The organism is Demequina salsinemoris (assembly GCF_000974805.1).
Classification (GTDB): Bacteria; Actinomycetota; Actinomycetes; order Actinomycetales; family Demequinaceae; genus Demequina; species Demequina salsinemoris.
The window spans coordinates 142,758-161,850 of record NZ_BBQZ01000004.1; the positions used below are offsets into that span (position 1 = coordinate 142,758).

A 19,093-nucleotide genomic window follows, 5' to 3' on the forward strand; every position below is an offset into this window, starting at 1 on the left:
ATCGATGTCGGTCTCGCCTCGCACCCCCATCATCTGAGGAGAAATGATGTCCGCCGTCACCATGCGCCGCGCCTCCGTCGCGCTGCTCGCCGCCTCGACCCTCGCGCTCGCGGGCTGCTCGAGCTCGACCGAGGCCGAGTCGTCGGCCTCGGCGTCGCCATCCGACTCGGCCACCGCGACCGCCGAGGCAGCCGCCGAGCTCGACACCGTCACCGAGGGCAAGCTGACCATCGCGACCGGCGAGCCCGCCTACGAGCCGTGGGTCGTCGACGACGCCCCCGAGTCCGGTGAGGGCTTCGAGGCCGCCGTGGCCTACGCCGTCGCCGAGGAGCTCGGCTACGCCGCCGAGGACGTCGTGTGGGTCCGCACCGGCTTCGACGAGGCGATCGCGCCCGGCGCGAAGGACTGGGACTTCAACATCCAGCAGTTCTCCATCACCGATGAGCGCAAGGAGGCCGTGGACTTCTCCTCGGCCTACTACACCGCCACGCAGGCCGTCGTCTCGGTCGAGGGCAACGACTACGCGGACGCCGCCACCGTCGCCGACCTCGACGGCGCGCTCGTCGGGGTCGCCGTCGGCACCACGTCCTACGACATCGCCGTCGAGGCGCTCGGCGAGGACAACATCCAGGTCTTCAACTCGCAGGCCGACGTGAACGCCGCGCTCGTCGCCGGCCAGATCGACGCCTACGTCACCGACCTGCCGTCGGCCCTGTACCAGGCCGCCGTCGAGCTCGATGGCGGCGTCGTCGTCGGCCAGTTCGCCGACTCCGAGGGCGGCGACGAGTTCGGACTCGTCCTGCCCAAGGACTCCGCGCTCACCGAGCCCGTGACCGAGGCCGTCGACGCCCTGGCCGCGGACGGCACGCTCGCCGACCTCGAGACCGAGTGGCTCTCCGACGCCATCGACGTCCCGGTCCTCAACTGAGCATCGTCCTGAACCAAGGAACATCCTGAGATGACCACCGACGGAGCGGCCGCGACCGCCTGGCAGCCCAGCGAGCTCGAGCTCGAGCGACGCGAATTCCGGCGCCGGGCGTCCGGCCGCTCCGTCCTGGTCGCGCTCGTGTCGACGGTGCTCTTCGCCGTCGTCGCGGGCACCCTGGTGCTCACCTCCCCCGGCTGGGAGAGCGTGCAGCAGGCCTTCTTCAACCCCGAGATCGCGTGGGAGAGCCTCCCCAAGATCCTCGAGGGTCTCTGGCTCAACATCCAGGTGCTGTTCTTCGCGACGATCGGCGTCGCGATCATCGGCACCCTGCTCGCCGTGATGCGCTCGCTGCGCGGCCCCGTGTTCTTCCCGCTGCGCGCGATCGCCACCGGCTACACCGACCTGTTCCGCGGACTGCCCGTGCTGATCGTGCTGTACCTCGTCGGCTTCGGCATCCCGGCGCTGAACCCCACGACGCGCTTCCCCGCCGCGCTGCTCGGCACCATCGGCATCATGCTGTGCTACTCGGCGTACGTCGCCGAGGTGCTGCGCGCAGGCATGGAGGCCGTGCACCCTTCGCAGCGCGTCGCCGCCCGCTCGCTGGGCCTGTCGCACGCGCAGACGCTCCGCCTCGTCGTCATCCCGCAGGGCCTGCGCAAGGTCATCCCCGCGCTCATGAACGACTTCGTGTCGATGCAGAAGGACGTCGGGCTCATCTCCGTGCTCGGCGCCGTCGACGCGATCCGCGCCGCGCAGATCGTGCAGGCGAGCACCTACAACTTCACGCCCTACGTGGTGGCCGGCCTGCTGTTCGTCGCGCTCAGCTTCCCGATGATCCGCCTCACCGACCACATCTCGGCAAAGATGGCCGCGCGCGAGCAGATCGGAGGGACCGTATGAACGCCGTCCTCGAGCTCCACGACGTCCACAAGCTGTTCGGCGACAACCACGTCCTCAAGGGAGTGGACCTGGAGATCGCCACGCACGAGGTCGTCGTCCTCATCGGCGCCTCGGGCTCCGGCAAGTCGACCCTTATGCGCACCATCAACCTGATCGAGCGCGTGGACGACGGACGCATCGTCCTGTCGGGAGACGACATCACCGACCCTGCCGCCGACGTGGACAAGGTCCGCGCGCGGATCGGCGTCGTGTTCCAGCACTTCAACCTGTTCCCGCACATGAAGGTGATCGACAACGTCACCCTCGCGGCGCGCAAGGTCCACGGCATGGACCCCGCCGAGGCGAAGGCCAAGGGCGTCGACCTGCTCACCCGGTTCGGGCTGGGCGACAAGGTCGACGAGTACCCCGACCGGCTCTCAGGAGGTCAGCAGCAGCGCGTCGCGATCGTGCGCGCGATCCTCACCGACCCCGAGCTGCTCCTCCTCGACGAGATCACGTCCGCGCTCGACCCGATGCTCGTGGGCGAGGTGCTCGACCTCGTGCGGAGCCTCAAGGACCAGGGATCCACCATCCTCATGGCCACGCACGAGATGTCGTTCGCGCGCTCGGTCGCCGACCGCGTCGTGTTCATGCACCAGGGCAGGATCCTTGAGCAGGGCCCGCCCGAGGAGATCTTCGGCTCGCCCCGCGAGGCGGCGACTCAGGAGTTCCTCGCGCGCGTCACGCACCGGTAGGAGCGATGTCGCGGGCCGAGCCCGCAGACGAGTCTGAACAGGGATGATTCCCGCTCCACGGTGCTGGTCAGCCACCCACCTCGATGTTCTCGGCCGGCCACAGACCGGCCGTCAGGGCGATCACGAGGATCACCGCGATCACGCCGACGATCACCCAGCCCAGCGCCTTCTCGCTCATCGCTCACCCCCGTGGGACGCAACCGCTCTCAGCGTGATCGTAGCCCGCAGGGGGGTGGACAACCCTAGGGTCCAAGGGCGGCGCCACCCGCGTCACCCACGCCACCCGTTCGTGAGCGTTCTCTGACACAACGCGAGTCGGCAGCACGGCGTGTCGCGGTCGACACGCCGCGCCTGGCGTGCGGCACGTGTCAGGAATCGTCCACGCGCGGCGCGAGGGACCCCGACAGAGGAAGGGCCGATGATTGGCGCGAGGACCGCGGCGCGCGGTCGCCAGCGCCTGAACGGGTGGTTCAGACTGCGCGGGGTCGCCAGCGTCGGACCGCGCGGTGCAGACCGCGCGGTTCGGACCTTCTGGTTCAGACGGCGGCGGGATTGGCCACGGACTCCCTGGCCAGGAGATCCAGGACGGCGCGCGCTGACCTGGCCGCCGCATCGTCCAGGTGCTCGTCGAACTCGACGCCGCCGTCGCCCTGGCACATGTCCGACACGCAGCGCAGCGACAGGAACGGCACGCCCGCCTGAGCGGCGGCCTGGCTGACGGCGGCGGTCTCCATGTCGGTCGCGATGACCTTCGGGAAGCGCTCGCGGATGAGATCCACCGTCTCCGCGACCGCGAACGCGTTGGCCGAGGCGAGGTAGCCCTTCTTGGCGCCGAGCTCGACGGCGAGATCCACGAGGTCGTCGTCCGACTCGTGGAAGGCCGCGTGGCCCGGCACCTGACCGTACTCGTAGCCGATCGAGGTGGAGTCCGCGGACCAGTCGAGCGCGCAGCAGGGGGCGACGAGGTCTCCGACGGTCACGTGCCCGGGGATCCCGCCGCACGTGCCGGCCGAGATGATCGCGGTGGGCGTGACACCGCCGATCACCCCGTACGCGACGAGGGTCGCGGCGCGAGCGGCCGACACCATGCCGATGCCGGTGACGACGAGCAGGTAGCGCACGTCGCCCGACGTGACGACGTACGCCTCGTCCGCGAAGTCCAGGCGCTCGGCGCCGTCGGACAGGTCGAGGAAGCCCTGGGCCTCCTCCGGCATCGCCACGAGGACGGCCGGCATGGAGCCGCCCGTCACCGCATCACGTCCAGGAGTCCGTCGACGTTCTCGAGGAACGCGTGGACCTCGTCCTTCATGTCGGCGAGCGAGTGGTTCGCTCCCCACCCGCACTGAATCTCGTTCGCGGCGGGCACCTCGTCGAGCTCGAGCATCCGGTGCATCGTCGCGACGACGAGCTCCTTGATCGCCTCGGGAGCGTGGTCGCCGCTCATGATGAGGTAGAAGCCTGTCTGGCAGCCCATCGGACTGAAGTCGATGACCTCGTCGCTGATCTCGCGCACGCACTCCGCGAACGAGTGCTCGATCGAGTGCACCGCGGGCATCTCGAGGTGCTCCCGGTTCGGCTGGCAGAAGCGCACGTCGAACTTGCTCAGCACATCGCCCTGCGGCAGGACCTTGCGGTCCGCCAGGCGGATGTACGGGGCGTCGACCTTGGTGTGGTCCAGGTTGAACGACTCCACGTTCATCTTGCGTACCTCGGTCATGGGGCGTGCTCCTTCGCGCATCGTGGGGGGCGGGAGACGTCTCTCCGCAACTGCCGGACCCATCGGCCGCTCTCGCCTCCGATAAAGACGAATCGCACGGCGGGTAGATCCTAGTCGACCACCTGATCCTCGGCATCGGTGACCATCGCCGGAAGCGACGCGGTGATGACCGAGCCGTCCGCGCGCAGCGTCCCGTGGAAGGCAGCCGGGTCGGGGGCGCCGTCGATGCGAGGTCCCTGGTCCGCGAGAGGCACGATCACCTCATGATCGGGCGTCACGAGGAAGCGCTCGCCGCGCACGTTGACCGACAGCGCCCGTCCACGCTCGATCGCGAACTCGATCGAGGTCTGACGCACGGTCACGCGCAGCCGGTTGTTGTGCACCGTCACGCGATACGTGAGCGACGGCCACGACTCGGGCAGCCGCGGGTCGAAGTTCAGCCCCTCGCCGTGGTCGCGGAAGCCTCCGAAGCCGTGCACGAGCGCGGACCAGACGCCGCCCGTCGAGGCGACGTGGACGCCGTCGGCGGTGTTGGCGTGGAGATCGGCGAGGTCGACGAAGAGCCCGTCCCAGAAGTACTTCAGCGCGAGCTGGTGGTAGCCCACCTCGGCCGCGATGATCGACTGCACCACGCCGGACAGCGTCGAGTCGCCCGTCGTGATCGGGTCGTAGTACTCGAAGTCCGCGCGCTTCTCGTCGAGCGTGAAGTGCTCACCCTGAAGGAACAGGGCGAGGACCACGTCCGCCTGCTTGAGGACCTGGAAGCGGTAGATCACGAGCGGGTGGAAGTGCAGCAGCAGCGGGCGCTTCTCGGGAGGCGTGTTCTCGAGGTCCCACACCTCACGCTCGTGGAAGAGCGCATCCTGAGGATGGATCCCCAGCTGGTCGTCCCAGAGGATCGCCATGCCCTCGGCGGCCCTCTCCCATTCCTCGATCTCCTCGTTGTCGAGGTCGAGGCGAGCGACCATCTTCGCGTACTGGTCGGGCCACTGGCCGCGGAGCTTACGCACCGACTCTGCGGCGCAGCGCAGGTTGAAGCGCGCCATGACGTTCGTGTACAGGTTGTCGTTCACGACCGTCGTGTACTCGTCGGGGCCTGTCACGCCGTGGATGCGGAACGACTCCCCGTCGCCGCGCGAGTGACGCCAGAACCCCAGGTCGGCCCACATGCGCGCGGTCTGCACCAGGATGTCGATCCCCTCGCGGGCCAGGAACTCGTCGTCGCCCGTCGCGAGCACGTACTTGTTGATCGCATACGAGATGTCGGCATCGATGTGATACTGCGCGGTGCCCGCGGCGTAGTAGGCCGAGGCCTCCTCGCCGTTGATCGTGCGCCACGGGAACAGCGCACCGTTCTGCGCGAGCTCCCCCGCGCGGCGCTCGGCCGCGGGCAGCAGCCGGTAGCGGTAGCGCAGCGCGTTCCGCGCGATCACGGGCGACGTGTAGATGAAGAACGGCACCGCGTAGATCTCGGTGTCCCAGAAGTAGTGGCCGCCGTAGCCGGAGCCGGTCACGCCCTTCGCGGGCACGCCGTAGCCGTCGCCGCGCGCGGCAGCCTGAAGCAGCTGGAACAGGTTCCACCGCACCGCCTGCTGGATCTCGGGTCGCTCCTCGACCTCGACGTCCGAGCGGTCCCAGAAGTCCGCGAGCCAGTCGCGCTGGTCCTGGAACTGCTTCTCGACGCCCTCCTCGCGCACGCGGTCCAGCGTGCGGTTGCAGCGGTCGGCGAGCTCACGCGGAGGGACCATGCGGGACGTGTGATAGCTGACGACCTTGGTCAGCGAGAACGTCTGCCCGGGCTCGAGCCGCGACCGGTAGACCTGCTTCGCGTAGTCGGGGGCCACGTCGGTGACGGTCGTGTAGTCCGCGTCGGACTCGACGTGATGCTCCATCGCGCACGCGAGCGTCATCCCGGAGTTGCGGGTGCGGTAGCCGAGCAGCACGCGGTTGTCGTCGCCGTGGTGGATGCGGGGCTCGAGCACGCGCTCGTCGAGCTTCTCCGCCTTGCGGGGGTCGAAGCCGGACGTCGGCTGCTTGTTCGCGCGATACTCGTCGAGGCCCGCTCCGCGGTTGAGCAGCTGCGACGAGATCGCGATCGGCGCCTCGTAGTCGAGCAGCGTGACCTCGAACCGCATCACCGCGAGGTGACGCTGGCTGAGCGACACCATGCGCGAGGACCTCACGCGCACCCTGTTCCCCGCGGGCGTGCGCCACAGGAGGTCGCGGGTGAGGACGCCCTCCTTCATGTCGAGGGTGCGCGAGTAGTCGATCAGATCGGCGACGGACAGCAGCAGCGGCTCGTCGTCCACGTACAGGCGGATGACCTTGGGATCGGGCACGTTGGCGATCGTCTGCCCGGTGCGGGCGAAGCCGTAGGCCTCCTCGGCATGCCGGATCGGCCAGGTCTCGTGGAAGCCGTTGATGAACGTGCCGTGCTGATGCGCGTCGTGGCCCTCCTCGATGTTGCCGCGCAGCCCCAGGTAGCCGTTGCCGACAGCGAAGAGGGTCTCGGTGGTGCCGAGGTCCTCCGCATCGAAGGAGGTCTCGACCAGCTTCCACGGCTCGGGAGGGAACCGCAGCCGGTCGAGGTACTCAGGAACACTCGTGTCGTGGAGAGGCCGGTGGCCCAGCTTCATCGTTCGACCGTCTCGCTCAGGTCCTTGACCACGACATTCGCGCCCGCGATCTCCAGCGCATCCATGCCGGCGCCGCGGTCGACGCCGAGCACCAGTCCGAAGCCTCCCGCGTGCCCCGCTGCCACTCCGGACAGCGAGTCCTCGATCACGACGCAGTCCGCGGGCGGCACCCCCAGCCTCTGAGCCGCGTGCAGGAACGTGTCGGGCGCGGGCTTGCCGGGGAGTCCCTCGGCGGCCGCCGTGTCACCGTCGACGACCGCCGCGAAGCGATCCGTGAGACCCGCGGCCTCGAGCACCGCGTCGGTGTTGCGCGAGCTGCAGACCACGGCCATCGGGAAGCTGTCGAGCTCGGCCAGGTGATCGAGTAGCGCGACGGAGCCCTCGTAGGGCGTCACGCCATTCTCCTTGAGCACGGCGGTGTACGCCTCGTTCTTGGCGTTGCCGATGCCGCACACCGTGTCGGTGCCCGGCGCGTCCGACGGGTCGCCCCACTCGAGCTCGACGCCGCGGGACCTGAGGCAGCGGGCCACACCGTCATAGCGCGGCACACCGTCCACGTGGGCGAAGTAGTCGGCGTCCGAGTACTCGGGGGTGATGGAGTGCGCGGCGAAGTAGTCGTCGAAGGTGCGCTGCCAGGCGGCCATGTGCACCTCCGCGGTCGGGGTCAGGACGCCGTCCAGGTCGAACAGTGCGGCCTTGAAGCCCTCACCGGCGGGTGCTTGCGGAATGTGCCAGGGCATGGGGTGCCTCCTGCGAGCGCTCGTACTGCGATGCGGACGCGGGCCACGGGGCTCGCGACCGCCTCTAGGTCACTACTTCGATAGTAGTCAGCCGGACGGGGGCAGTGGCAACCGCAAACAGGCCCGAACCTGCTAGGACGGGCTGTGGAAGCGCTGCTGCGCCATCTCGAGGCCCGATTCCAGGATCGCCTCGACCGCGTCGGCCGCGTCGGACACGAGGAACGGCAGCTCCTTGCGCTCCGCCGCGCCGAACGGCTTCAGGACGAATGAGGCGGCGTCCATGCGGCCGGGCGGGCGGCCGATGCCGACGCGCACCCGCACATAGTCCGGGGTGCCGAGCGCCTTGGTGACGTCCTTGAGCCCGTTGTGCCCGCCGGAGCCGCCGCCACGCTTGAGCTTCACGGTCCCGAACGGGATGTCGAGCTCGTCGTGGATGACGATGACGTCCGTCGGCGCGACGGACAGGTACTTGGCGAGCGAGCTGACCGGCCCGCCCGAGACGTTCATGTACGACATCGGCACGGCGAGATGCGTGGCCTGTCCCGCGAGGCGTGCCGCCGTCGAGCGGGTGTGGGTCTTCTTGTGCACGGACAGCGACGCGGATGCTCGCGAGGCGAGCTCCTCGATCACCATCGCGCCGACGTTGTGGCGCGTGGCGGCGTACTCCTCGCCCGGGTTGCCCAGGCCGACGACGAGTGCAGGCATCACTTTCCTCGCTGCTCGGTGGTTCGATCCGCATCCCACGCGCTGGCGCGTGGATGCAAAGGGAAAGCGCCCGGTCCGCAGGAGTGCGGACCGGGCGCTGACGTCATGCGTCGGAGATTACTCCGCCGGCGCCTCGGCGGCCTCGGCAGCGGCCTCCTCGGGCTCGGCCGACGTGCGCGGCTGGGTCACGTGGACCACGAGCGCACTGGCGTCGGTGAGGAGCTCGACGCCCTGGGGCAGCTCGACCTCGGACGCGACGATCTTGGTGCCCTCCTCGAGACCCTCGACGGAGACGACGATGGTCTCCGGCAGGTGGGTCGCCTCGGCGGCGATGTGCAGGGTGTTGAGCTCCTGCACGTGGATGGTCGAGCCGAAGGTCTCGCCCTCGACGTGGACGGGCACCTCGACGGCGATCTTCTCGCCCTTCTTCACGAGCAGCAGGTCGACGTGCTCGATCGAGCGCTTGACGGCGTTGCGCTGGATGTCCTTGACGACGGTCAGCTCGGACTTGCCGTCGAGCTCGATGGTGAGCAGCGCGTTGGCGTGCTTGAGGGCCATCATCGTGTCGTGGCCCGGAAGGAGCACGTGGACGGGGTCGGTGCCGTGACCGTAGATGACGGCGGGGATCTTGCCGGCCATGCGGGCGCGGCGGGCAAAGCCCTTGCCGAACTCGGTGCGGGCCTCGGCGGCGAGCTTCAGCTCATCAGACATCGGGGTTCTCCTCGAGAATGTGCGGACAGATAGCGGTTGCACGGCAAGGCAGAGCCGTCATGCATCTGCCGCGTCGATCACGCCGGGCCCTGCAGGGGCGCAGCCTCGCCGAGGAACTGGAACAGTCTACCTGCTCCTGGACGATGCGACCACCCAGGGTTTCTCGAACGTCCCCGACGCTCCCGCATCGTCCATTTCCCGCATCGTCCCGGGAACGCGAAGGCGCGGGCCCCGTCGGGGACCCGCGCCTCGCGCTCAGAAGAGGATCAGACGTTGCCGTTGAACAGGCTCGTGACCGAGCCGTCCTCGAAGACCTCGTGGATCGCGCGGGCGATGAGCGGCGCGATCGACAGCACGGTGAGGCCGTCCCAGCGGCGGTCCTCCGGGATCGGGAGGGTGTCGGTGACGACGACCTCGGAGATGCCCGAGTCGCGCAGGCGCTCGACCGCGGGGCCCGAGAGCAGGCCGTGGGTCGAGGCGACGATGACGTCCTTGGCGCCGTTCTCGAACAGCGCGTTCGCGGCCTGCACGATGGTGCCGCCGGTGTCGATCATGTCGTCGACCAGGACACAGGTGCGGCCCTCGACCTCACCGACGAGCTCGTGGACCTTGACCTGGTTCGGGACCGAGGGGTCGCGGCGCTTGTGGATGATCGCGAGCGGGGCGCCCAGGTGGTCGGACCACTGGTCGGCGAGGCGCACGCGGCCCGCGTCGGGCGAGACGATCGTGAGGTTGCCAGGCGCGACGCGCGAGCGCACGTACTGAGCGAGCAGCGGCATGGCCCACAGGTGATCGACGGGGCCGTCGAAGAAGCCCTGGATCTGCGACGTGTGCAGGTCGACCGACATGATGCGGTCGGCGCCCGCGGTCTTGAACAGGTCAGCCATGAGGCGCGCGGAGATCGGCTCGCGGCCCTTGTGCTTCTTGTCCTGGCGGGCGTAGCCGTAGCAGGGCATGATCACGGTCACGCGCTTCGCGGAGGCGCGCTTCATGGCGTCGACCATGATCAGCTGCTCCATGATCGCCTCGTTGATGGGCGCCGCGTGCGACTGGAGGATGAAGGCGTCGGCGCCGCGCACCGACTCGCCGAAGCGGACGTAGAGCTCACCGTTCGCGAACGTGTACGCGGTGGTGGGGAGCAGCTCGATGCCCATGTCCGCCGCGACGGCCTCGGCCAGCTCGGGGTGGGCGCGCCCGCTCGCGAGCACCATTCGACGCTCGGACGGGTTCGAGATGATCGAGCTCATGACTCTCCTTCGTGCGTGAGGCCTTGTGGGCCCGACGATAGTCCTTCGTGGGAACCGGCCGCGCGCCGGACCCTTTCCGCTGCCTCGGCTGACGGGGTGCCGGGGCGACGTCGCTCGACCCAGCCTTCCACATTCTGCTGAGGCGACGAGTTGATCGCGAGCGCCCCCGACGGGACGTCGTGGCGCACCGTCGTGCCGGCCCCCGTGTAGGCGCCGTCCCCGAGGGTCACGGGTGCGATCAACGTGTTGTCCGAACCGATGCGCACCTGCGCGCCGACCACGGTCCGATGCTTGTGGACGCCGTCGTAGTTCACGAAGATCGTGCCGGCGCCGACGTTGGTGCCCTCCCCGATCTCCGCGTCGCCGACGTAGCTCAGGTGCGGCACCTTGGCGCCGTCCCCGATCTTGGCGTTCTTGGTCTCGACGAAGCCGCCGACCTTGCCCTTGACGCCGACGACGGTGCCGGGGCGCAGGTAGGTGAACGGCCCGATGGTCGCGCGGTCGCCGATGACCGCGTCGACACCGTGGACGCGGGTGACGGTCGCTCCCGCGCCGACGGTCACGCCGGTGAGCGTCGAGTCGGGACCGACGGTCGCTCCCGGGCCGATCGTGGTGTCGCCGTGGAGCTGGACGCCGGGGAGGATCGTCGCGTCGTCGCCGAGCGTGACGTCCGCGTCGATCCACGTGGTCGCCGGGTCGACGACGGTGACGCCCGAGCGCATCCAGGCCTCGACGATGCGTCGGTTCAGCGCGGCGCCGATCGTCGCGAGCTGAACGCGGTCGTTGACCCCCTCGACGTCCTGCGCCTCGGGTGCGACCAGCGCGCCCACGCGACCGCCCGCCTCCCGCGCGATCTCGATGACGTCGGTGAGGTACATCTCGCCCTGCGAGTTGTCGCGTCCGAGCAGCGAGAGCGCGTCGCGCAGGACCGCGGCGTCGAACACGTAGATGCCGGCGTTGATCTCGTCGATCGCGCGCTGCGCGTCGGTCGCGTCGCGGTGCTCGACGATCGCGGTCACATCGCCCGAGGATTCACGGACGATGCGGCCGTAGCCGGTCGGGTCCGGCACCTTGGCGGTGAGGAGGGTGACGGCGTTGCCCCCGGAGGAGTGCGCATCGACCAGGGAGCCCAGCAGCTCACCCGAGACGAGCGGCACGTCTCCCGACGTGACGACGACCGCGCCCGTGACGTGGGCGTCCAGGTGGGCCCTGTCCCCCGCTCCGGCCGCGACGGCGGCGGCCACCGCGGTCGCATCGAGCGCGGACATGCCGCACCACACGGCGCGGCCCGTGCCCGGGACGTCGTCCTGGTCCGCGATCAGCGCGTCGGGAGCGACCTCGGCGATGTGGGACGCGACCGCGTCGCGCTCGTGTCGGACGACGACGACGGTCCGCTGCGGCTCGAGCTCATGCGCCGCGACGATCGCGTGATGGAGGAGGGAACGACCGGCGATGCGGTGAAGCACCTTGGGTGTGGCCGACTTCATTCGCGTACCTGCGCCTGCCGCGAGGATCATCACGGCTGCGGGTCGGGTGTGGGCCACCGGTCCCCCTTCGCTGCCCCCAGCGGGGCGTCGGGTCGATCGGGACAACTCTACCTGCCGGGACACCGCAGGACACCCGCACCGAGGGCTCCGCCCAGAGGATTCGAACCTCTACCGCAAGGCTCCAAAGGCCTGCGTGCTGCCATTACACCAGGGCGGAACTGGGCCCGAACGGGCCCGGGTCCCCTAGTCTGCCAGCCGGACACGGCACACTGGGACCGTGACCGACGAACCCAGGAAGCCGACCCGCTCGCGCATGACCGCCCGCGAGCGCCGAGAGCAGCTGCTGACGGTCAGCCGCGCGCTCTTCGCCGAGAAGGGCTTCGAGGGAGCGTCCGTCGAGGAGATCGCCGCACGCGCGGACGTGTCCAAGCCCGTCGTGTACGAGCACTTCGGCGGCAAGGAGGGCATCTACGCGGTGATCGTCGACCGCGAGGTCGAGGCCCTGCTCGGTGCGCTCTCCGGGGCGCTCGCCCAGGTCGCCCACCCGCGACAGCTCGTCGAGCGCGCGGCGATGGCGCTGCTCGGCTACATCGAGGAGTCCCCCGACGGATTCCGGATCCTCGCGCGCGACTCGCCCGTCGCGCAGTCCTCAGGCACGTTCTCGTCGCTGCTCGGCGACGTGTCGGCGCAGGTCGAGGGCCTGCTCGCCGACCAGTTCCGCAAGCGCGGGCTCGACCCCTCCGTCGCGCCGATCTACTCGCAGATGCTCGTCGGCATGGTCGCGCTCACGGGCCAGCACTGGGCCGAGGTGCGCGAGCCGTCCAAGGAGGTCGTCGCGAGCCACCTCGTGAACCTCGCCTGGAACGGCCTGCACGACCTCGAGCGTCGCCCTGGGCTCCCGAGCGAGCACTGAGGCGAGCGGCGCCGGCGCCACGCCACCCGCATCGTCCCTGCCCCCGCATCGTCGGTGCCCCCGCATCGTCCCTCTCGGCCCACCCCCGCTGACGGTTTGAACCAATCCGGACCCCGACACCCCGGCGACACGCCGCATCGACCTGCGACACGCTCGCGTGTCGGCCTGAGATTGGTTCAGAGTGTCAAGCGGTGAGGCGAGCGGGACGCACGGGGACGATGCGCGTGCGGCACGGCGTGCCGCTCACCCTCGCGCACCACGGGCGGGTTCGATAGATTCGGCCTGGGCGTCGACGCCCGGCTGCATCGCTCAGCCAGGGACGATGCGCCACCGACTACAGCCAAGGGAGCGGCCGTGATCAAGGGTTTCAAGGATTTCCTCATGCGGGGCAACGTCGTGGACCTCGCGGTCGCGGTCGTCATCGGCACTGCGTTCACCGCAGTGGTGAACGCGATCGTCGCGGGCATCATCACGCCGCTCGTCGCGATGATCTTCGGCCAGCCCGACCTCACCGCTGTCGCGACCTTCACGATCAACAACGCCGAGTTCAGCATCGGCCTGGTGCTGGACGCGCTGTTCAAGTTCGTGACGATCGCCGCGGCCGTCTACTTCGTCATCGTGATGCCGCTCAACAAGCTCGCTGAGATGCGCAAGAAGGACGAGCCCGCCGAGGAGCCCGCGGGCCCGACCGAGATCGAGCTGCTCACCGAGATCCGGGACGCGCTCGCCAAGAAGGACTGACGCGGGCTACTGCTCCAGCAGCACCGTCGCGCCCGCGACCGGGCCGCTCGCGGTGAGCACGTGGTCGGCGACGTCCGACGCGGTGAGGTGCGCCGCGATCGCGAGCGCGTGCTGCCTCGACCGCGCGAGCGCGGCTACGGTCGGGCCGGAGCCTGACACGATCGCGCCCAGCGCCTCCGCCTCGTGCGCGGCGCCGAGCACGCGACTCAGGTGTGGCGCGAGCGCGAGCGCGGAGTCCTGGAGGTCGTTCGTCAGCGCCTCGCCGAGCCGCTTCGCGTCACCTGCCATGAGCGCCTCCATGACGCGCTCGTCGATCGCGGGGGCGACGACGGTGCGCTCCCCCGCCTCGGCCGCACGGTCGAACTCCCTGAAGACCGCGGGCGTCGACAGGCCCGTGCGCTGCGTCGCGAGCACCCAGTGGAACTCACCGTGCGTCATCGCCGGGGACAGCTCGTCGCCGCGTCCCAGCCCGATCGCGGTGTGGCCGTGCAGGCAGAACGGCACGTCGGCGCCGAGGCTCGCGCAGATCCGCACGAGCTCCTCGCGTGAGGCCCCCACGTCCCATGCCTCCGCGCACGCGACGACCGCGGCCGCCGCGTCGGCGCTGCCCCCGGCCATCCCGCCGGCGACCGGCACGCCCTTGACGATCTCCAGGTCCACGCCGTCGGTGATCCCGTAGCGCTCGGCGACGGCGCGCGCCGCCTTGAGGGCGAGGTTCGACTCGTCGAGCGGAACCGTGACGGGGTCGAGCATGAGCGACGGCCCCGTGGACATGGACAGGGTGAAGGCGTCGTCGTCCCGCGCCGTGGCGGTGACCGTCTCGAACAGCGACACCGCCTGGAAGACGGTCACGAGCGGGTGGTAGCCGTCGGCTCGCCGGGGGCCGACCGAGAGCTGGAGGTTGACCTTCCCTGGGGCCCGGACGGTGACGGTGCGCGGCATGGGCCCCATCGTGCCACGCCTGGCAGACCCGGGTCGGGCCGACGGGTGGGCGAGGCGTCCTGGCGGGACCTCAGTGCAGGATCTCGCTGAGAGCCGACCGTCATGTCCCGCCAGCGCGGACGGCGGGACGAACCGCGACCTCAGTCCAGCGCCGCGAGCTGCTCCGCGATGCGCGAGAAGTCCTCGATCCGCAGCTGCTCGCCGCGGGTGAGCGGGTCGATGCCCGCGGCGCGCAGCGCCTCCTCGGAGCGCGCGGCGGACCCGGCGATCCCGGACAGCGCGCCGCGCAGCGCCTTGCGACGCTGAGCGAAGGCGGCATCGACGACAGCGAAGACCTCCTCGCGCGACACGGTCGTGACCGGCGGCTCGCGGCGCTCCATGAGCACGAGCGCCGAGTCGACGCGCGGCACGGGCCAGAACACGGCGCGGCCGACGTCGCCGGCCCTGCGCACGTCGCAGTACCAGTTCGCCTTGGCGCTCGGGATGCCGTACGTGCGGGAGCCGGGCGGCGCGGCGAGGCGGTCCGCCACCTCGGCCTGGACCATGACGAGCACGCGCTGAAGAGCGGGGAACGTCTCGAGGAAGTGCAGGATCACCGGCACGGACACGTTGTACGGCAGGTTCGCGACGAGGGCCGACGGCGGGCCCGCCTCGGGACCCGCGCCGGGCAGCGCATCGACGCGCAGGGCGTCGTCATTGATCACGGTGAAGCGTTCCGCCTCGGCCGATGCCCGGCGCGCGACCGTGTCAGGTAGCGCGGCGGCGAGCGTCGGATCGATCTCGACGGCGGTGACCCAGGCGCCGGCCTCGAGCAGCGCGAGCGTCAGGGAGCCGAGCCCTGGCCCGACCTCGACCACATGGTCACCGGGCTGCACTCCCGCCACCCGGACGATGCGACGCACCGTACCGGAGTCGACGACGAAGTTCTGCCCCCACTTCTTGGTGGGCGCCGTACCGAGGGACTCCGCGAGGGTCCGCACGTCGGTAGGACCGAGGAGATCCGCCACCTCGGCTCAGTACCAGCCCTTGGACTTGAACGAGCTCCACGCGTTGCACGGCGTGCCGTAGCGGCCCTTGACGTAGGACAGGCCCCACTTGATCTGCGTGGCGGGGTTGGTCTGCCAGTCGGAGCCGAAGGCTGCCATCTTGGAACCGGGGAGCGCCTGCGGGATGCCGTACGCGCCCGACGAGCCGTTGGAGGCCTTGTGGTTCCAGCCGGACTCGCGGGTCCAGAGCGCCTCGAGGCACTGCCACTGGTCGCCGGTCCAGCCGTAGGTGGACTCCGCGAGCTGCTTGCCGATCGCGCGGTTCCCGGTGGGGTTCGACGCCGCGGAGGAGTTGGGCACGGAGGTGTCGACCGTCTCCTCCTCGGCGGTGCCGATCGAGACGACCTCGTCGACGGGCTCGGAGACGATCACCGACACGGTCTTCTCGCGCGAGACCTCCTCGCCGTCGACATAGGTGACCTCGTAGCTGACGAGCTTGGTGCCGTCCTCGCCCTCGGTCGTGACCTTCTCGTCGCCCTTGTCGATCGAGTCGTCGTCCTCCTCGACCGTGTCGAACGGGAGGGAGACCTCCTTGGTCACGGTCTTGACCTCGACGTCGGCGCTGTCCGCCTCGACGGCACCGACGACGTCGAGCGACGTCGACACCTCGGCGTCGTCCGCCTTGACGTTCTGGACGGCCCCGACGGTCGTGGAGGCGAAGGCTCCCGCGGAGAACGCGATGAGCGCCGCCGAGACCCCGAGCTGCTGCATGACACGGGTCCGCGCACCGGTCCGGGCACGCGTGTCACGGCGTCCTCCAGGACGAGGGGTGGTGCGCAGATAACTCAAAGGGCAGCCCTTTCGGGGATGTCGTGCAAGCCAACGTGGTCGGGTCTCAGGGGGCGAGACACTCCCGCATTTATCTCATATCGGTAACAGCCTTGACCAACTGAACCGTACGCCAGGCAATCTACCAGGCCCCATAGAAAGTGACGGTCGTCACATCGAGCGCTCGGCAGGCCTCGTCGAGCGGCAGCTCCTTGACGCGGGCGACCTCGCGCACGGTGTGCGCGACCTGCGCGGGCGAGTTGGGCGCGCCTCGATGAGGATGCGGGGTGAGGTAGGGCGAGTCCGTCTCGACCATCACCCGGTCGAGCGGGGCGACGGCCAGGGCGGCGCGCAGATCATGCGCGTTCTTGAACGTCACGTTGCCCGCGAAGCTGAGGTGGTAGCCGCGGTCGACGCACAGCCGGGCCATCGCGGCGTCCCCGGAGAAGCAGTGGAACACGGTGCGCTCGGGCGCTCCGTCCTTCGCGAGCGTGTCGAGGACGTCCGCGTGCGCGTCGCGGTCGTGGATGCCGAGCGCGAGGCCCAGCTCCTTCGCGAGCGCGATGTGGTCGCGGAACGACCGCAGCTGCGCCTCCCTGCCCGACTCGTCCGTCCTGAAGTAGTCCAGGCCGGTCTCGCTGATGATGCGGATCCGCTCGCCGTGGGCGAGTCGTGCGATCTCGGCGAACGCATCCTCGTAGGACAGGCCCGATGCGTGGGTTCCAGAGGCGTGACGCGGGGCCTCGTTCGGGTGCAGGGACACCCCGCCGAGCATCTGCGGATGGCGGGTGACCGCGTCCGCGGTCCAGCGCGCCGACTCGACCTCGCAGCCGATCTGGACCACGCGGTCCACTCCCGCGGAGGCGGCCTGCGCGAGCAGCTCGTCGACGGTGCGCGGCTCGTCGCCCGCGGGCGAGTCGAGGTGACAGTGGTTGTCGACGACGGGCGCGGGCAGCGCGTCAGGGGCGGCCGGCCAGGCTCCGGGACGGGGCACTCAGTCGTCGCCCTTCATCCGCTCGAGCTCGGCCTCGACGATCTCGTCGTCCAGCTTGGTGAAGATCGGCGACGGCGCGGGGATCGCGGTGCCGGCGACCACGTCGCGGCGGCCCCACGTGCCCTGCATCCCGGTGTAGTCGCCCTGGATGACGGGGTACGAGCGGTCCGGCAGGTCCAGGTCGTCGACCTCGTTCATCTGCGGCATCGGCGCGAGCGTGCCGGTGCCGCCGAGCGCCTCATGGACCTGCTGGGCCGAGTGCGGCAGGAACGGCGCGAGCATCGTGTTCGCGTCGCTGACGAGCTGCGCTGCGACGCCGAGCACGGTCTTCATGCGCTCGGGGTCCTCATTCTTGAGCTTCCACGGCGCGGTCTCGGCGAGGTACGCGTTGGCGTCGCCGACGACGCGCATGGCCTCGGTGATCGCGGCCCGCTGGCGGTGGTGGCGGACCAGGTCGCCGATCTGGTCGAAGGCCTTGAGCGAGCTGTCGAGCGCGGCGCGGTCGACGTCGGCCAGGTCGGTCAGCGCGGGGATCTCGCCCACGTTCTTGTTGAGCAGCGAGGCGGTGCGGTTGACGAGGTTGCCCCAGCCGGCGACGAGCTCGGTGTTGGTGCGGCGCTTGAACTCCGACCACGTGAAGTCGGCATCGGCGGTCTCGGGACCGGCCATCGCGATGAAGTAGCGCAGCGCGTCGGGCTGGTAGCGGGCGAGCATGTCGCGCACGTAGATGACGTGGCCGCGCGAGGAGGAGAACTTGGCTGACTCCATGGTGAGGAACTCGCTCGAGACGACCTCGGTGGGCAGCTGGAGCTCGCCGTAGGGGCCGAGCTCGCCGCCCTTGGAGCCGCGCCCGTTGGCGGCGAGCAGCTCGGCGGGCCAGATCTGCGAGTGGAAGGTGATGTTGTCCTTGCCCATGAAGTAGTACGACATGGCCTCGGGGTCGTTCCACCACTTGCGCCACGCGTCGGGGTCGCCCGAGCGTCGCGCCCACTCGATCGAGGCGGACAGGTAGCCGATGACGGCGTCGAACCACACGTACAGGCGCTTGGTGGGGTTGTCCTCCCAGCCCGGCAGCGGGATTGGGATGCCCCAGTCGATGTCGCGCGACATCGCGCGCGGGCGCACGTCGTCGAGCAGGTTGAGCGAGAAGTTGAGGACGTTGGGGCGCCATCCCTGACGCCCGCCGAGCCAGGTCGCGAGCGCGTCGGTGAGCGCCGGCAGGTCCAGGAAGAAGTGCTCGGTCTCGATGAACTTGGGCGTCTCGCCGTTGATGCGGCTGACGGGGTTGATGAGGTCGATCGCGTCGAGCTGGTTGCCGCACGCATCGCACTGGTCGCCGCGAGCGCCGTCGGTGCCGCAGATGGGGCACGTGCCCTCGATGTAGCGGTCCGGCAGGGTGCGTCCGGTGGACGGCGAGATCGCGCCGCGCGTGGTCTGCTCGATCATGTAGCCGTTGCGGTGCACGGCCTTGAACATCTCCTGCACGACCTTGTAGTGGTTGCCCGTGGTCGTGCGGGTGAACAGGTCGTAGCTGAGCCCCAGCTGCGTGAGGTCCTCGACGATCACGCGGTTGTAGCGGTCGGCGAGCACCTGCGGGTCCACGCCCTCGCCCTCGGCCTGCACGAGGATCGGGGTGCCGTGCTCGTCGGTGCCGGACACCATGAGCACGTCCTCCCCGGCCATGCGCATGTAGCGGCTGAAGACGTCGGAGGGGACGCCGAACCCGGCGACGTGGCCGATGTGGCGCGGGCCGTTGGCGTACGGCCACGCGACGGCGGAGAGGATGTGCGACATGCCGACAATCCTACTGAGGAAGGGAGCTGCTCCTCACGGGACCTCGGCGCGGGACGATGCGGCCGCCCGGACGATGCGTCAGTCGCCTTC

General features: G+C 69.9%; 18 protein-coding genes and 1 tRNA gene. 5 read left to right on the plus strand and 14 right to left on the minus strand.

The features are described from left to right. The first annotated feature begins 46 nt into the window (after window positions 1–46). Genes AOP78_RS09385 through AOP78_RS09395 form a run of 3 tightly spaced genes read left to right on the plus strand, consistent with a single transcriptional unit; the run spans window position 47 to window position 2,562 of the window. Window positions 47–928, plus strand: coding sequence for an ABC transporter substrate-binding protein (locus AOP78_RS09385; protein WP_369401086.1), 882 nt, complete (start codon window positions 47–49; stop codon window positions 926–928). A 30-nt stretch (window positions 929–958) separates the two neighbouring features. Continuing rightward, entirely contained in the window at window positions 959–1,828 is an 870-nt protein-coding gene (locus AOP78_RS09390; protein ID WP_062203576.1) for an amino acid ABC transporter permease, read from the plus strand. After that, entirely contained in the window at window positions 1,825–2,562 is a 738-nt protein-coding gene (locus AOP78_RS09395) for an amino acid ABC transporter ATP-binding protein (protein ID WP_062203578.1), read from the plus strand. Before AOP78_RS09390 ends, AOP78_RS09395 begins: the two co-directional genes overlap by 4 nt. 536 nt (window positions 2,563–3,098) lie before the next feature. On the opposite strand, the gene mtnN is transcribed toward AOP78_RS09395, so the two are convergent. The 9 genes from mtnN to AOP78_RS09440 form a co-directional block, all read right to left on the minus strand. Then, on the minus strand, window positions 3,099–3,797 hold the full coding sequence (gene mtnN, locus AOP78_RS09400) for a 5'-methylthioadenosine/S-adenosylhomocysteine nucleosidase (RefSeq protein ID WP_152659483.1): 699 nt from the start codon (window positions 3,795–3,797) through the stop codon (window positions 3,099–3,101). An 11-nt stretch (window positions 3,798–3,808) separates the two neighbouring features. Continuing rightward, window positions 3,809–4,279, minus strand: a complete 471-nt coding sequence (locus tag AOP78_RS09405) for an S-ribosylhomocysteine lyase (RefSeq protein ID WP_201774772.1) — start codon at window positions 4,277–4,279, stop codon at window positions 3,809–3,811. A 110-nt stretch (window positions 4,280–4,389) separates the two neighbouring features. Then, a complete protein-coding gene (locus AOP78_RS09410; RefSeq protein WP_062203584.1) occupies window positions 4,390–6,915 on the minus strand; it encodes a glycoside hydrolase family 65 protein in 2,526 nt (841 codons plus the stop codon). Then, window positions 6,912–7,655, minus strand: a complete 744-nt coding sequence (locus AOP78_RS09415) for an HAD family hydrolase (protein WP_062203586.1) — start codon at window positions 7,653–7,655, stop codon at window positions 6,912–6,914. Before AOP78_RS09415 ends, AOP78_RS09410 begins: the two co-directional genes overlap by 4 nt. A gap of 132 nt (window positions 7,656–7,787) precedes the next feature. Then, window positions 7,788–8,360 (minus strand): aminoacyl-tRNA hydrolase, encoded by a 573-nt coding sequence (pth, locus tag AOP78_RS09420; protein ID WP_062203588.1) that lies wholly within the window; start codon window positions 8,358–8,360, stop codon window positions 7,788–7,790. 117 nt (window positions 8,361–8,477) lie between these two features. Next, a complete protein-coding gene (locus AOP78_RS09425; protein ID WP_062203590.1) occupies window positions 8,478–9,071 on the minus strand; it encodes a 50S ribosomal protein L25/general stress protein Ctc in 594 nt (197 codons plus the stop codon). 266 nt (window positions 9,072–9,337) lie between these two features. Next, window positions 9,338–10,318, minus strand: coding sequence for a ribose-phosphate diphosphokinase (locus tag AOP78_RS09430; protein ID WP_062203592.1), 981 nt, complete (start codon window positions 10,316–10,318; stop codon window positions 9,338–9,340). Then, on the minus strand, window positions 10,315–11,835 hold the full coding sequence (gene glmU / locus AOP78_RS09435) for a bifunctional UDP-N-acetylglucosamine diphosphorylase/glucosamine-1-phosphate N-acetyltransferase GlmU (RefSeq protein WP_062203593.1): 1,521 nt from the start codon (window positions 11,833–11,835) through the stop codon (window positions 10,315–10,317). Before glmU ends, AOP78_RS09430 begins: the two co-directional genes overlap by 4 nt. Window positions 11,836–11,950: 115 nt before the next feature. Next, a tRNA-Gln gene (locus AOP78_RS09440) sits at window positions 11,951–12,022 on the minus strand. 96 nt (window positions 12,023–12,118) lie between these two features. Between AOP78_RS09440 and AOP78_RS09445 the strand changes: the two genes are divergently transcribed. Both AOP78_RS09445 and mscL read left to right on the plus strand, forming a co-directional pair. Continuing rightward, window positions 12,119–12,718: a TetR/AcrR family transcriptional regulator gene (locus AOP78_RS09445; RefSeq protein WP_062203595.1), complete on the plus strand. Its 600-nt coding sequence runs from the start codon at window positions 12,119–12,121 to the stop codon at window positions 12,716–12,718. Between the two features lie 354 nt (window positions 12,719–13,072). Then, window positions 13,073–13,459, plus strand: coding sequence for a large conductance mechanosensitive channel protein MscL (mscL, locus tag AOP78_RS09450; protein ID WP_201774773.1), 387 nt, complete (start codon window positions 13,073–13,075; stop codon window positions 13,457–13,459). Between the two features lie 6 nt (window positions 13,460–13,465). Here mscL and AOP78_RS09455 read toward each other — a convergent pair whose 3' ends face one another. The 5 genes from AOP78_RS09455 to metG all read right to left on the minus strand — a co-directional run bounded on the left by AOP78_RS09455 (window position 13,466) and on the right by metG (window position 19,003). Further along, a complete protein-coding gene (locus AOP78_RS09455; RefSeq protein WP_152659485.1) occupies window positions 13,466–14,401 on the minus strand; it encodes a 4-(cytidine 5'-diphospho)-2-C-methyl-D-erythritol kinase in 936 nt (311 codons plus the stop codon). 140 nt (window positions 14,402–14,541) lie between these two features. Continuing rightward, a complete protein-coding gene (gene rsmA, locus AOP78_RS09460) occupies window positions 14,542–15,408 on the minus strand; it encodes a 16S rRNA (adenine(1518)-N(6)/adenine(1519)-N(6))-dimethyltransferase RsmA (protein ID WP_062203599.1) in 867 nt (288 codons plus the stop codon). A 6-nt stretch (window positions 15,409–15,414) separates the two neighbouring features. Next, window positions 15,415–16,158 carry an aggregation-promoting factor C-terminal-like domain-containing protein gene (locus AOP78_RS09465; RefSeq protein ID WP_062203601.1) on the minus strand — a complete coding sequence of 248 codons (744 nt, stop codon included), beginning with the start codon at window positions 16,156–16,158 and terminating at the stop codon, window positions 15,415–15,417. 199 nt (window positions 16,159–16,357) lie between these two features. Next, window positions 16,358–17,209: a TatD family hydrolase gene (locus tag AOP78_RS09470; RefSeq protein ID WP_062203603.1), complete on the minus strand. Its 852-nt coding sequence runs from the start codon at window positions 17,207–17,209 to the stop codon at window positions 16,358–16,360. Further along, window positions 17,210–19,003 carry a methionine--tRNA ligase gene (metG, locus tag AOP78_RS09475; protein ID WP_062203604.1) on the minus strand — a complete coding sequence of 598 codons (1,794 nt, stop codon included), beginning with the start codon at window positions 19,001–19,003 and terminating at the stop codon, window positions 17,210–17,212. Window positions 19,004–19,093: the final 90 nt, after the last annotated feature.